The organism is Herbidospora sakaeratensis (assembly GCF_001570525.1).
Taxonomy (GTDB): Bacteria; Actinomycetota; Actinomycetes; order Streptosporangiales; family Streptosporangiaceae; genus Herbidospora; species Herbidospora sakaeratensis.
Genome location: NZ_BBXC01000024.1, coordinates 14,211 through 27,733 on the forward strand (window position 1 = coordinate 14,211; position 13,523 = coordinate 27,733).

At 73.1% G+C, this 13,523-nt stretch carries 15 protein-coding genes; 11 read left to right on the forward strand and 4 right to left on the reverse strand.

Annotated elements, in window-relative coordinates; genetic code table 11:
• Positions 1–43: 43 nt before the first annotated feature.
• Positions 44–997 carry a helix-turn-helix transcriptional regulator gene (locus AW271_RS33865; protein WP_062341696.1) on the forward strand — a complete coding sequence of 318 codons (954 nt, stop codon included), beginning with the start codon at positions 44–46 and terminating at the stop codon, positions 995–997.
• Here AW271_RS33865 and AW271_RS40975 read toward each other — a convergent pair.
• Positions 963–1,517, reverse strand: coding sequence for a CGNR zinc finger domain-containing protein (locus AW271_RS40975; protein WP_083977622.1), 555 nt, complete (start codon positions 1,515–1,517; stop codon positions 963–965). The two genes, AW271_RS33865 and AW271_RS40975, sit on opposite strands and share 35 nt — an antisense overlap.
• An 84-nt stretch (positions 1,518–1,601) precedes the next feature.
• On the opposite strand from AW271_RS40975, the gene AW271_RS33875 reads away from it, so the two are divergent.
• Positions 1,602–3,245, forward strand: a complete 1,644-nt coding sequence (locus tag AW271_RS33875) for an MFS transporter (RefSeq protein WP_062341698.1) — start codon at positions 1,602–1,604, stop codon at positions 3,243–3,245.
• The gene (locus AW271_RS33880; RefSeq protein ID WP_062341699.1) at positions 3,238–3,567 is read left to right on the forward strand and encodes an ArsR/SmtB family transcription factor; all 330 of its coding nucleotides are present in this window, start codon (positions 3,238–3,240) and stop codon (positions 3,565–3,567) included. Before AW271_RS33875 ends, AW271_RS33880 begins: the two co-directional genes overlap by 8 nt.
• Positions 3,568–3,571: 4 nt before the next feature.
• On the opposite strand, the gene AW271_RS33885 is transcribed toward AW271_RS33880, so the two are convergent.
• Both AW271_RS33885 and AW271_RS41740 read right to left on the reverse strand, forming a co-directional pair.
• Positions 3,572–4,174: a class F sortase gene (locus tag AW271_RS33885; RefSeq protein WP_062341700.1), complete on the reverse strand. Its 603-nt coding sequence runs from the start codon at positions 4,172–4,174 to the stop codon at positions 3,572–3,574.
• On the reverse strand, positions 4,171–4,482 hold the full coding sequence (locus AW271_RS41740) for a hypothetical protein (protein ID WP_062341701.1): 312 nt from the start codon (positions 4,480–4,482) through the stop codon (positions 4,171–4,173). The genes AW271_RS33885 and AW271_RS41740 overlap by 4 nt, the downstream gene beginning before the upstream one ends.
• A gap of 130 nt (positions 4,483–4,612) precedes the next feature.
• Here AW271_RS41740 and AW271_RS33895 point away from each other — a divergent pair, with 130 nt between their 5' ends.
• From AW271_RS33895 to AW271_RS33905, 3 genes are read left to right on the forward strand one after another with little or no spacing between them, the layout of a single operon-like run.
• Entirely contained in the window at positions 4,613–5,290 is a 678-nt protein-coding gene (locus AW271_RS33895; RefSeq protein WP_169806437.1) for a response regulator, read from the forward strand.
• Between the two features lie 10 nt (positions 5,291–5,300).
• Positions 5,301–6,674, forward strand: a complete 1,374-nt coding sequence (locus AW271_RS33900; protein ID WP_062341702.1) for an ATP-binding protein — start codon at positions 5,301–5,303, stop codon at positions 6,672–6,674.
• The gene (locus AW271_RS33905) at positions 6,671–7,198 is read left to right on the forward strand and encodes a hypothetical protein (RefSeq protein WP_062341703.1); all 528 of its coding nucleotides are present in this window, start codon (positions 6,671–6,673) and stop codon (positions 7,196–7,198) included. Before AW271_RS33900 ends, AW271_RS33905 begins: the two co-directional genes overlap by 4 nt.
• Before the next feature lie 3 nt (positions 7,199–7,201).
• Here the strand turns inward: AW271_RS33905 and AW271_RS33910 are convergent, their stop codons facing one another.
• A complete protein-coding gene (locus AW271_RS33910; protein WP_062341704.1) occupies positions 7,202–7,618 on the reverse strand; it encodes a MarR family winged helix-turn-helix transcriptional regulator in 417 nt (138 codons plus the stop codon).
• Positions 7,619–7,690: 72 nt separating this feature from the next.
• Here AW271_RS33910 and AW271_RS33915 point away from each other — a divergent pair, with 72 nt between their 5' ends.
• The 5 genes from AW271_RS33915 to AW271_RS33935 form a co-directional block, all read left to right on the forward strand.
• Entirely contained in the window at positions 7,691–8,143 is a 453-nt protein-coding gene (locus tag AW271_RS33915) for a nitroreductase/quinone reductase family protein (protein WP_062341706.1), read from the forward strand.
• An 89-nt stretch (positions 8,144–8,232) separates the two neighbouring features.
• Positions 8,233–9,309, forward strand: a complete 1,077-nt coding sequence (locus tag AW271_RS33920; RefSeq protein ID WP_062341707.1) for an aldo/keto reductase — start codon at positions 8,233–8,235, stop codon at positions 9,307–9,309.
• Between the two features lie 14 nt (positions 9,310–9,323).
• Positions 9,324–9,809, forward strand: coding sequence for a protein-tyrosine phosphatase family protein (locus tag AW271_RS33925; protein ID WP_218008248.1), 486 nt, complete (start codon positions 9,324–9,326; stop codon positions 9,807–9,809).
• A 32-nt stretch (positions 9,810–9,841) separates the two neighbouring features.
• Positions 9,842–10,225 (forward strand): CU044_2847 family protein, encoded by a 384-nt coding sequence (locus tag AW271_RS33930; protein WP_062341709.1) that lies wholly within the window; start codon positions 9,842–9,844, stop codon positions 10,223–10,225.
• Positions 10,206–13,523, forward strand: a 3,318-nt coding sequence (locus tag AW271_RS33935; protein ID WP_062341711.1) for an nSTAND1 domain-containing NTPase, incomplete at its 3' end; no start/stop codon positions are given. The genes AW271_RS33930 and AW271_RS33935, both read left to right, overlap by 20 nt.

Sequence of the window (13,523 nt, forward strand, 5' to 3'; positions counted from 1 at the left end):
ATAGCGGCCACTTCCTGTCCTGTACGACGGCCAGAATCGAACCATGGCGAACACCAGCAACCGGACCCTGCGGCTGCTCTCCCTGCTCCAGACCCGGCGCTACTGGCTCGGCGGCGAACTGGCCGAGCGGCTCGGGGTCTCGGTCCGGACGCTGCGCCGCGACGTCGACCGGCTGCGCGAGCTGGGCTACCCGGTCGAGTCGCAACGCGGCGTCGACGGCGGCTACCAGCTGGCCGCCGGGGCCGCCCTGCCCCCGCTGGTGATCGACGACGAGGAGGCGGTCGCCCTGGCCGTGGGCCTCCAGGCCGCCGCGCAGGGCGCCGTCGAGGGCATCGCCGAGTCGTCGGTACGGGTGCTCGCGAAGGTCGTCCAGGTCATGCCGGCCCGGCTGCGGCACCGGGTCGAGGCGCTGCGCACGATGACCGTGCCGAGCGGCTGGAGCGGCTCGCCCCGGGCGGGCATCGACCCCGACGTGCTGACGCTGGTCGCGCTGGTCTGCCGGGACCAGGAGCAACTCCGCTTCTCCTACACGGCGGCCGACCGCCGGGAGTCCGAGCGGCTGACCGAGCCGCACCGCCTCGTCTGCACCGGCTACCGCTGGTATCTCGTGGCCTACGACCTGACCAGGCACGACTGGCGCAGCTTCCGCGTCGACCGGATGACCGGGCCGGAGAAGACCGGCACCCGGTTCCGCCCCAGAGACCTGCCGGCCGCCGACGCCGCCGCGTTCGTCCAGGAGGGCCTGGAGAACCAGCCCGCCCCCTACGCGGTGGAGGCGCTGATCGAGGCCCCGGCCGACGCCGTGCGGGAACGGATCGGGCGGTGGTGCACGATCGAGGCGATCGGCGAGACGCGCTGCCGGATGGTGATGACGAGCAACACCCTCGACTGGCCGACGATGGCGCTGGGGATCGTGGGGGCCGACTTCCGTGTCGTCCACCCCCCTGAGCTGGCCGAGCAGGTCAGGGAGTGGGGCTCGCGCTTCCGGCGGGCCTGACGCCCGCGTAGTAGCGGCGCGACTTGTCGCGGCTGCCGCACGTGGTCATGCTGCACCAGCGCCGCCGCCGGTTCTTGCTGACGTCGAGGAACAACCAGCAGCACGACGGGCACTCGCCGAGCCGGTCGAGCGGCCCGTGCGTGAGCAGTTCCATCGCCGAGGCGGCCACCTCCCACGTCAGGACCTCGATCGTGCGCGGCGGCGGCCAGGCCAGCCGGAAGTCGCGGCCGAGCCGGGCCCGGGTCACGCCCTGCCCGTAGACCGCGACGATCCGGTCGAGGTCGGTCTGCGGGGCCTCCGCGCCGTGCGCGAGGGGCTGGAAGACCCGGAAGACGGTCTCGCGGAACTCGCGGGCCGGGGCCAGGTCGCCGATCTCCTCCAGCGGGTGGCCGGTCGCGTCGGCCCAGGTGCGGGCCTCTTCGGGAGTGTTCAGCCAGTCGCGACGGGCCACCGGACGCGTGTTGACCGTGTTCGCGAAGTCGAGGCAGAACGTGTTGCCCACTAGCTCGACCGTTGTCATCTCACCATTAAAACACCGTTGACAGGTGAGAGTGTCGGCCCGCACGCTATGACCGATCAAATGCCTTTGAAAGGTAAGAATCGGATGGGTCGATCGTTCAACGCCCTGTGGTTCGGCACCGGCGCGGCCAACCTGGGCGACGGCATCGCCCTGTTCGTGCTGCCGCTGCTCGCGCTCGGCGTCGGGGCCTCGCCGGGCGGCGTCGCGATGGTCACGGCCGCGCTGACCCTCGCCTGGCCGGTCTTCGGCCTGCACGCGGGCTGGATCGTCGACCGCGTCGACCGGCGGCTGCTGCTCGGCGGGGTCAACCTGCTCAGGGCCCTGCTGCTGGCCGGGGTCGGCGTCGCGTTCCTCACCGGGACGTTGTCGCTCGGCGGCCTCATCGCCGCCGCGATCCTGCTCGGCGCGGCCGAGACGCTGGTCGACACCGCGCTGACCTCGACGATCCCGCTGGTCGTCGGGCCCGACGGCCACACCCGGGCCAACGCCCGCATCGAGGCGACCGTCAACCTGGCCAACCAGCTCGCCGGACCGCCGCTCGCGGGCCTGCTGGCCGCCGTCAGCCTGGTGCTGGCGACCGCCCTGAGCGCGGGCCTCTACGCGCTGGCCGTGGCCGGCCTCGCCCTGCTCGCACTGCGCCGGAGCCCGGCGGGCGGCGGGGACACCCGGGTGGCCGCCGGGTTCCGGCACCTGTGGCGGCAGCCGGTCGTGCGCCGCCTGACCCTGTTCACGGCCGCGATGAACATCCCGTGGGCCGTCTCGACCGCCCTGTTCGTCGTGTACGCCGTCACCCCCGGCCCCCTCGGCCTGACCCCCGCCCAATACGGGCTGATCCTCACCGGCATGGCCGTCGGCGGCCTGGTCGCCTCGGCCGTGGTCGACCGCCTCACGAAGAGGTTCGGCGTGATCCGGCTGCTGATCGCCGACGCCGTCGGCACCGTGCTGCTGGTCGCGCCGGTCGCGGTCGGCGCCCCGGTCTGGGTGGTCGTGGCGGGGGCGCTCGTCGCGGGCGCCGGGTCGAGCGTCTGGCGCATCCTCGTCGCCACGATCCGGCAGCGGCTCTCCCCGCCCGACCTGCTCGGACGCGTCTACGCGGCGTCCCGGATGATCAGTTGGGGGGTGATCCCGATCAGCGCGGCGCTGGCCGGGGGCGCGGCCGAGATCTGGGGCGTGCGGGCCGTGTTCGCGGGGGCGACCGTGATCTCCCTCGTGGTGCTGGTCGCCTTCACGCTTGACGCAACCATTCGGTTGCCATACATTAGTGGCAACCAAATGGTTGCGATAAACGGAGGGGTTCCGATGGCATTTCCCGATCGGATCGAACGCACCGTCCACATCGGCCGCCCGCAGGAGCAGGTCTGGGCCGCCATCACCACCGCCGAGGGGCTCGGCACCTGGTTCGGCGAGGCGGCCGAAGGCGAGGTGAAGGTCGGCGGCACGGTCGAGCTGAGCTGGCAGAGCGGCGACACCGCCCGCCTGCGCGTCGAACGGCTCGACCCGCAGTCGGTCTTCGCCTACTCGTGGCACATCTACGGCCTGCCCGAGAACGACCCGCGCCGGACCTACGTCGAGTTCACCCTCACGCCCGACGCCGAGGGCACCAGCCTGACCGTCGTCGAGACCGGCTTCGCCCAGCTCGACCACGACGAACACGCCAAGGCGTACGACGGCAACACCCGCGGCTGGAAGAGCGAGCTCGACGAACTGGTCGCCTACGTCAATGGCTGACGCGTCGCCCGAGACGGTCGCCGAGGCGGTCTTCGCCGCGCTGGCCGACCCCAACCGGCGGGCCATCCTGGCCGCGCTGGCCGAGCGGGGGCCGGCCACCGCGACCGATCTCGCCGGGCGGCTGCCGATCACCCGGCAGGGCATCGCCAAGCACCTCGTGCTGCTCGCCGAGGCGGGACTGGTGGTGGCCGAACCGGGTGAACGGCGGCGGGTGCGCTACCGCGTGGAGACCGAGCCCATGCGGGTGGCGCAGCGGTTCCTGGCCGCGCTGGCGCGCGACTGGGACGGCCCGCTCGCGGCCCTGCGGGCCCATCTGGAGTGACCCGCTACTCCAGATCGGCGTAGACGATGACGTTGTCGCGGTAGTGGCCCGTCGCGGCATCGAAGGACCCACCACAGGTCACCAGTCTCAGGGCGGGGTGGTCGAGGGCGCCGTACACGCGCTCGGCGGGGAACCGGCTCTTGGCCACCCGTTCCACCGACGTGACCGTGAACCGGGCCGTCCTCCCGTCGGCGCGGGTGACGGCGATCGTGTCGCCGCGCCGCATCCGGCCCAGGTCGTGGAAGACGCCGTCGCGGCCCTTCCCGTCGACGTGCCCGAGGATCACCGCCGCGCCGGGTTCCCCGGGCGCGTAGCCGGGGGCGTACCAGCCGGCGTCCTCGGGCTCCTGCGGGACCTGCACGGTCCCGTCGGCGTTGAGGCCGAGCAGCAGCAGGCCGGTGTGCACGCCGATGCGCTCGACGTCCAGCCGGACCGGCCGTGACCTGGGCAGGCCATGCGCGGCGGGCACGACCGGCACGGCCCGCGACACGGCCTCGGCGGGCGGCGGGGCGGGCGGCGCCTCCCTCGGGAGGAGGGCGCCGCCCGCGAGCAGGGTCCCGGTCGCGGTGAGGGCGGCGGCCGCCAGGCCGAGGACCCTGCGGGTCACGCCGCGCTGCGACGCCGCAGGGCGACGAGGCCCGTCGCGGCCCCCGCGACGAGAAGGACCCCGCCCAGCGGCAGCGCGGCGGGCACACCGCCGCCGGTCTGCGGCGCGCCGTCGGGAACCGGGCGGCTGACGCCGCGCTGCGGCACCGGCGCCGGAGACGCGGCGGCCCGCGACCGCTCCGACGGCACGGGAGTGGGCTCCCCGGCCTGCTCCGCGGGCGCGGGTGCGGGCGACGGCGCGGCGGCGGCCGGGGCGGCGAAGGTGAGCGTGGCCGCGACGAGGCCGATGGCGGCCAGAGTGAATCGCATACATCCTCCTAGGTCTCGACCCGGGATCCTGGCAGCCCGATGTCCGCTGGCCATGAGCGGAATGTCATCAGCGTGTAATGAACGTCGCTTTCGGCCGGATATGCGCTGATCAAGCCGGATACTGGTTCGCGTGGCCCGGGTGATGCTCATCGAGGACGACCAGTCCGTCCGCGAAGGACTGCGGTTGTCGCTCAGCCGCCACGGCCACGAGGTCGCCACCGCCGGGACCGGCGAGGAGGGCCTGCGGCGGCTCCGCGAGACGACGATGGACATCGTCGTGCTCGACCTGATGCTGCCCGGCCTCGACGGCTTCGAGGTCTGCCGCCGGATCAGGGCCGGCGGCCACCTGCCGATCGTCATGCTCACCGCCCGGGGCGACGACCTCGACGTGGTCAGCGGCCTGGAGGCGGGCGCCGACGACTACGTGGTCAAGCCGGTCAGGCCGCGGGTGCTGGAGGCGCGAATCCGCGCCGTGCTCCGGCGCTGGGCCGCGCCTCTGGACGCCGGCCAGGAGACCCACGGCGACCTGGTGATCGACCGGGGGGCGCTGACGGTGGCCAAGAACGGCGTGCCGGTCACGCTGCCCCCGCTGGAACTGCGGTTGCTGCTGGAGCTCTCCGCCTCTCCCGGCCAGGTCTTCAGCCGCCAGCAGCTGCTCGAATCGGTCTGGGACCTCGACTTCCTGGGCGACTCGCGGCTGGTCGACGCGTGCGTCCAGCGGCTCCGCACCAAGATCGAGGACGTCCCCGCCCAGCCCCGCTACGTCCAGACCGCACGCGGCTTCGGCTACCGGTTCGGGCCCCTGTGAGAGAACCGCTGTGAGGGGTCTGCGGGCCCGATTGGTCGTGGTGTTCGCCGTGCTGGCGGGGCTGAGCGCGCTCACCGCCGCCGGCCTGGTCTACAAGCAGGCCCGCGACCTCATGCTGACCCGGACCGAGTGGTCGGTCGTCAACGAGTTCCGGCTCCGCGTCTCGACCCTCACCGAGAACATGCAGCACCCGCCGAGCCGGGCCGCCCTGCAGCAGCTCGCCAACGGCGTCGCGCCCGCCTTCCTCGACGCGACCGGCGCGGCCGTCTACGGCGACTCGGGCCTGGTCGCGTCGGGCGACGCCGTCGCGCCCCTGACGCCCGACCTGCGCCGGCGGGTGGCCGCCGAGCAGCGGCTCGTCTACCAGCGGGTGGTGCGCGACGGCGACCCCTACCTCGTGGTGGGCACGCCAGTGCTGCTGCGCCGCGAGGGCACGCCTTCTGGCGTCGAGGTCTACCTCGTCTCCTCGTTGCACACCGAGGCCGCCGACCAGGAGGCGCTGGTCGCCGCCGCGCGCAACGGCGTGCTGCCCGTGCTGCTGCTGGCCGTGCTGTTCGCGCTGGTCGCCGCCGGCGGGGTGCTCAGGCCGGTACGCGACCTCGACCGCGCCGCCCGCCGCCTGGGCGCCGGGGAGCTCGACACCCGGCTCAAGGTCACCGGCCGCGACGAGCTGGCCCGGCTGGTCAAGACGTTCAACGCCACCGCCGAGGCGCTGGAGACCAACGTGTCGATGGCCCGGCGGTTCGTCGCCGACGTCTCCCACGAGCTGCGCACCCCGCTGGCCTCGATCCTCGCCATGGCCGAGGTGATCGAGGAGGAGTCGGCCCGGCTCGACGGCGACCTGCCGGAGGCGGCCCGGTTGCTGAACCTGGAGGCCGGGCGGCTGGTGAAGCTCGTGGAGGACCTCATGGAGATCTCCCGGTTCGACGCCGGGGCCGTCGGCCTCGTCGTCGACGACGTGGACGTCGCGCAGGCGGTGGCGGCGAGCCTGCGTACCCGGAGGTGGACGTCGGAGGTCGAGGTGGACGTCGAACCGGGCGTGCGGGTCCGGCTCGACCCGCGCCGGTTCGACGTCGTCATGGCCAACCTGGTCGGCAACGCGCTGCGGCACGGCGCGAAGCCGGTGACCGTCTCGCTGAAAAAGGCGCAGGACATCGTCATCGAGGTCGCCGACGCGGGCCCCGGCGTCGACCCCGAGCTGCTGCCGCGCGTCTTCGACCGCTTCTCCAAGGCCGACGCCGCCCGCACCCGGTCGGACGGCAGCGGCCTCGGCCTGGCCATCGCGCTGGAGAACGCCCGCCTTCACGGCGGCTCGATCGAGGTCGGCAACCGGCCCGGCGGCGGCGCGGTGTTCCGGCTCACGCTGCCCAGGGAGCCGCGATGAGATACCTGCTGGCGGCGCTCCTGCTGGTGGCGGGGTGCGGCATCAGCCCGACGGGCGTACAGGACGGCGGGGAACCGGCGAGCGGGTTCCAGCCCAGCATGCGGCTCTACTTCGTGTCGGGCCAGCGGTTGAAGGCGGTCACCCGGCCGATGGCCTGGCCGTCGCTGAAGGAGACGCTCAACCTGCTCGTCGACGGCCCCAGCGAACCCGAACGCCGGCTCGGCCTCGGCACCCAGCTGACCGACTGGATCGGCGGCGTGGGCTCGGTCACCGCTGACGACGCCAAGGTGCGGATCACCGTCGAGACGCCCCAGACGGCCGCCGTGCCGGTGCCGGCCCCCCGGGAGACCTTCCCGGCCCAGCGCGACCGCCTGCTCTGGCTCGGCCAGCTCACCTGCACGGCCGCCGCGGCGCTGGCCGCGCGGTCGAACATCGACGCCGACGCGGTGACGGTGGTGGTGCGGCGCGGCCGGGAGAGCTTCGGGTCGTTCCGCTGCTCGGAGTTCCCGCGCGCGGCCGAATGACGGTCAGCAGCCCCCGCCGCAGCGTTCGATGATCTCGGCCATCGCCTGCTCGAAGTGGGTGCGGCCCTCGGGCGTCAGGGACGCGACCAGCTCCTCCAGCTCGGCGTGGATCTCCTCGTAGAAGGCCGTCGCCGCGCGCCGCCCCTCGTCGGTCAGCGTCACCGCGACCGCCCGCCGGTCGCCCGGGACCTGGGCGCGCCGGGCCAGCCCGCGCTTCTCGGCCCGGTCCATCAGCCCGGTCAGGGCCGCCTTCTCGACGCCGAAGACCCCGGCCAGCTCGGCCATCCCGCGCGGCCCCTCCAGCAGCACGCACAGCAGCTTGGCCTGGACGGGCGTCAGGTCGTGCCGCTGGGAGACCCGCGCGTACCGGCCCTGCACCAGCCCGGTGAGCTGGACCAGTCCGATGGCGACGTCGTTCATGGACGTAACGGTACATCGTGCATATAGTTAGCGCCGCGTACAGTACGCGCCATTAACTAACCGAGGTGTGCCATGACCTTCGACACCCCCGCCGGAACCCGCGGCAGCCGCCAGCCCGGCGGGCGCCTGTTCGTCTGGTTCAACAAGCTGATGGCCCGCCGCATCCGCAAGAGCGGCAGCTTCAGCGGCTTCAATGCGCTGGTCCTGACCACCGTCGGCCGCAAATCCGGTCAGCCGCGCACCACCCCCGTCGGCTGGTTCCCCGGCCCGGACGGCAGCTGGCTGATCGTCGCCTCGGCGGCGGGCGCGGCCGGGAACCCGGCCTGGTACTACAACCTCGCCGCCCACCCCGACCAGGTGCGCATCGAACTCGACGGCAAGACCGTCGACGTCACCGCCGACCAGCTGCACGGAGCCGAACGCGAGCAGGCCTGGCAGCAGATCGTCGCCGCGTCGCCCCGGTTCGCCGGATACCAGGAGAAGACCGACCGGGAACTGCCGATCATCCGCCTGACGTCTCGCTGACGGCAGGATCGGGCAAGAGGTCGAGCGGATCTTTCTACCTGAACGCCCAGCTCAGCGCTTCGATGGAGGAAGAAGAAAGGAGCACGATCATGCCGCTCGACCACTACGTGACCCTCGGCCGCTCCGGCCTCCGCGTCAGCCCCTTCGCCCTCGGGGCGATGACGTTCGGCGACGACCCCGGCTCGGCCGGGTGCGACGTCGCGGAGTCGGAGAAGATCCTCGCGACGTACCTCGACCGGGGCGGGAACTTCGTCGACACCGCCAACTTCTACAGCAAAGGCCATTCGGAGAAGATCCTCGGCGACTACTTCGCCGCCCGGCCCGGCCTGCGCGGCCACACGGTCGTGGCCTCGAAGTTCTTCGGCAACATGCACCCCGGCGACCCCAACGGCGGCGGCGCCGGCCGGGGCTCGATCATCGCCCAGCTCCACGAGACCCTGCGCCGTCTCCAGACCGACTACCTGGACCTCTACTGGCTGCACAACTGGGATCGCAACACTCCCCTGGAGGAGACGATGCGCACCCTCGACGACCTGGTGCGGGCCGGCAAGATCCGCTACATCGGCTTCTCCAACACCCCCGCGTGGGTCACCGCCCAGGCCCAGACCACGGCCCTGCTGAGGGGCTGGACCCCGCTGATCGCCCTCCAGGTCGAATACTCGCTGCTCGCCCGCACGGTCGAGGGCGAGATCGCACCCCTGGCCCTGGACCAGGGCCTCGCGCTGACCCCGTGGAGCCCGCTGAAGAACGGCTTCCTGTCCGGCAAGTACCGCCGGGGCGCCGACGTCGCCGACTCGGCCCGGACCGCCTACGTGGGCGGCCCGACCGAGGAGGAGTACCGGGTCATCGACGCCCTGGCCGCCGTCGCCGAGGAGGCCGGCGCGACGTCGGCATCGGTCGCCCTGGCCTGGCTGCGCGCCCGCCCCGGCACGGTGGTGCCGATCGTCGGCGCGCGCCGGATCGAGCACCTGGAGAACAACCTCGTGGAGGCGACCCTTTCCGAGGAACAACTCCGGGTCCTCGACGAGGTCTCGGCCCCCACGCTGGGCTACCCGGCGGCCGTCAACGGCGAGGTGCGGTCGATGCTCCAGTTCGCCGGGACCACGGTCGACGGCGAACCCTCGATCGTCTATCCGCCCCTGCTCCAGAGTTCCGTGCGTTACTGACGCAGAATGGGCGAATGGCATACAAGGTCATTCCCTTTGACGACCAGCCGTGGCATGAAATCATCCCCGGACTGTTCATGGGCGGCCATTTCCGCAATGACCCCGGCGGCCTGCTTCCCGTAGTCGTGGCCGACGAGTTCGACGTGGTCATCAGCATGATCCGCCTCGACGGCCACGGCCCGGGGGCCACGGCCGTCCACCACGCCTGCCACGTGCCCGACGGGCCGCTGAACCCGGCGGAGATCGGCGAGGTCTGCGCCATGGCCGACCTCGCCGCCGAGGCGGTGCGGTCGGGGAAGAAGGTGCTGGTCAGGTGCAGGGCGGGCTACAACCGCTCGGGCCTGGTGGTGGCGCAGACCCTGCTCCTGCTCGGCCACGACCTGAACGACGCGATCACCCTGGTGCGGACGCGCAGATCCGAGTTCGCCCTGCACAATCCGTTCTTCGTCGACTACCTGACCACCGGATTGGCGCAAATGCGAAATACAGAACTGCCCTAAAGAAATCATTCGACGCGGGCTATCTTCTGCTCATGTTGATGCGGATCCCGCTGGACGACACCCCTGGTGCGCCGGTGATGGTGGTGGAGGTCGACTACGACGACATCGCCGACGAACAGGGCGTCGAACTGGTCTCCGACACCGGGCCCGGCCGGACCGCCCAGGCGTTGCGCAGCCTCGCCGGCGCCTTCGACACCCTCGAACCGGCCGTGTCGGCGATCGTGACCCGGCTGCGCTCGGCGGCCAGAGCGCCCGACACGATCACCGTCGAGTTCGGCCTGAAGTTCGGCGGCGAGACGGGCGTCATCTTCACCAAGGGCAAGGCCGAGGCCGCGCTCAAGGTGACGGTGGCCTGGAACGGTCCAGGTCAGACCGTGGTCGAGGAGAGCGGCGAAGATGGCGCGGACCAGCCCTGACCGCTACCTCGCCCGCATCCTGAGCCGGGCCACCCGCCAGCCGGTCGGGGTCGCGTTCGCCGCCGGCGACCGCCACGTGGTGACCTGCGCACACGTGGTCAACACCGCTCTGGGCGCCGACGAGCGCACGGCCGACGATCCGTCCGGGGCCTGGGTAGAGGTCGAGTTCCCCTTCGCGGCCGACTCCGGCAGCCGGGTGACCCGGATGGCCGCCGTCGTCCGCTGGATGCCGCGCGACGGCCTGCCCTTCGACGAGACCGACGTCGCCGGTCTGGAACTGGAGGCCGACCTGCCGCCCGGTGTCGAACCGGCCACGCTGGCGGCCGACGACGGGCCGTGCGGCGAGCGGCGGGTCGGCGCGTGGGGGCCGAACCGCGACGGCGGGCCCGCCCGTGCGGGCAACGTCGCCGGCACGCTGGCCGGCGCCTACGACGCGGCCCGCCTCCAGGTCGACGCCGACCTGCGCGGCTCCTTCCGGGTGCAGAGCGGCTACAGCGGCGGCCCGGTCTGGGACCAGGGCACCGGCCAGGTGGTCGGCATCGTGCAGGCCGTGCCGACGAGCACCAGAGCCGACGACGTGTACGTCATCAGCGCCGCCACCCTGGTCCGCGCCTGGCCGGAGGTGCTCTACCGCCCGCCGCCCAACCCCTATCGCGGCCTCAGCGCGTTCACCGAGGCCGACGCGCCCTTCTTCTTCGGCCGGGCCGACGTCGTGACCGAACTGGCGGCCGCCGTCGAGGAACAGCCGCTCATCCTGGTGGCCGGACGGTCGGGCGTCGGCAAGTCGTCGGCGGTCGCGGCCGGGCTGGTGCCCCGGCTCCGCGAACAGGGCTCCTGGGCGGTGGGCTCGTGCCGGCCGGGCGACGACCCGATGACCCGCCTGATCGGGGCGGTCGCCGAAGCGGCCGGCACCGGGTTGCCCTACCCGATCCAGGTGCTCCAGGCGTGGCACGACCGGCTGGCCGAGGGCGGGCTGACCGGCGTGGCCCGTTCCGTCTGCGTCGCCACGGGCGCCACCCGCCTGCTGCTGATCATCGACCAGTTCGAGCAGGTCTTCACCGAGTGCGGGCCCGACCAGCGGGCCGTCCTCTTCGACCTGCTCAACCGGCTGCTGGCCGAGCGGCCCCGGGCCGTCCGGGTGGCGGTCAGCCTGCGGGCCGACTTCCACTGGCTGCTCACCGAGGCCCCCGAGCCACTGGGCTCCTACGCCAAGGACCACTGGCACCACCTGCGGCCGATGTCGGCCGACGACCTCCACCTCGCCGTCGTCGGCCCGGCGCGGGTCGCCGGCGACGTCGCCTTCGACGCCGGGCTCGCCGAGCAGATCTGCGACGACTTCACGGGCAGGCCGAACGAGCTGCCGCTGCTGGAGTTCACCCTGACCCGCCTGTGGGAGCTGCAACGGGGCCGCAGGCTCACCCTCCGCTCCTACCGCGAGCTCGGCGGGGTGCACAGCACACTGGCCCGCTACGCCGAGGAACGGTTCGCCGCGCTCACCCCGGCCCAGCAGGAGGCCACTCGACGCGTCTTCACCGAACTCCTGCAACCCGGCGACCACGAGATCGCCCGCCAGATCAGGCGCGTCGACCTGCGTTCAGACGACTGGCCGACGGCCGAGCTGCTGCGCGACGCCCGCCTGCTGGCCATCACCACCACCGCGGGCGGCGACCAGATCGTCGAGGTCGCCCACGAGGCCCTGCTGCGCGGCTGGCGGCGGCTGGCCAGCTGGGCCGCGCTGAGTCAGGACTTCCGGTCGTGGAAGGCGGGCGTCATCGCCGACCGCCGGCGCTGGGAGGACAACGACCGCGAGGACGACCAGCTGTTGCGCGGCTCCGCACTCGCCAAGGCGCTCGACATGATGGAGACGCACGCCGCCGACAGCGCGGGCGTCGCCGAATACGTCACCCTGAGCAGGCTGAACGCCGACCGGGAACGGGCCGAACGCGGCAACCTGCTCGTCCGGGTGGCCGCCCCCCGGCTCGCCCGTGAGAGCGAGTCGGCCCTGCGCGGCGACGTGCACTCGGCGCTCGCGCTCGGCGTCTGTTCCCTGCAGTCGGCCCCGACCGCCGAAGGCGAACGGGCGGTTCGCCGCGCCCTCACCCTCGCCGCCACCGTCCGCACCCGCCTGCCGCACAAGGGCGCGGTGCGCTCGGCCGCCTTCAGCCCCGACGGCCGCTGGGTGGCGACGGCCGGTCTCGACCGAACGGCGCTGGTGCGCGACGCGGTCTCAGGCGAGGTGCTGACCTGGCTCGACGTCAACGGTCCGCTGCAGGCGGTCGTGTTCGGCCCCGACGGAACCACGGTCGCCACGGCCGACGCCGACGGGTCAGGACGCGTCTGGCGGGTGCCGTCGGGCGCCGAAGTGGCCTGGCTGGACCACAAGGGCCCGGTGTACGCGGTCGCCTTCAGCCCCGACGGGCACCGGCTGGCCACGGCCGGCGACGACGGGTCGGCCCAGGTGCTCGGCGGCGGCGTGTTCCGGCTCCACCACGGAGGCGGCCCGGTGTGGTCGGTGGCGTTCAGCCCCGACGGCGGCACGGTCGCGACCGCGGGTGAGGACGGCTCGGCCCGCCTGTGGAACGCCGATTCGGAAACGGAACTGGCCCGGCTCGACCACGGCAGCCGGGTGTGGTCGCTGGCCTTCAGCCCCGACGGGAGCCGCCTCGCCACCGCCGCCGAGGCGGGGTCGGCGTGGATCTGGACGCCGGGCGCTGACGCGGAGCCGGTCCGGCTCGACCACGGCGGCCCGGTGTACTCCGTGACCTTCGACCCCGAGGGCCGACGGGTGGCCACCGCCTGCGCCGACGGGGTCGCCCGCGTCTGGGACGCGTCCACCGGCACGGAACTGGCCCGGGTGGAACACGGCGACTGGGTGTGGAGGGCGGCGTTCAGCCCCGACGGCGGCCGGGTCGTGTCGGCCGGCGTGAACGGTTCGGTGCGGGTGTGGGACGCGTCCACCGGCCGGGAACAGGCCCGCGTGGACCACGGCGGCTGGGTCTGGTCGGCGGTGTTCAGCCCGTGCGGTGACCGGGTCGTGTCGGCGAGCGAAGACGGCGCGGCCTGGGTGTGGGACGCCCGCGCGGGCGCGGAACTGACCCGGGTCGACCACGACGGCGGGGTGCGCCTGGTGGCCTTCGCCCCCGATGGCGACCGCGTCGCATCGGCCGGCGACGACGGCACGATACGGGTGTGCGACCCCGCCACCGGCCGCGAGCAGGCCAGGTCGTCTCACCCAGGCGAGGTGAACTGGCTCGCCTTCAGCCCTGACGGCGCCCAGGTGGCGACGGCCGGCCGCGAC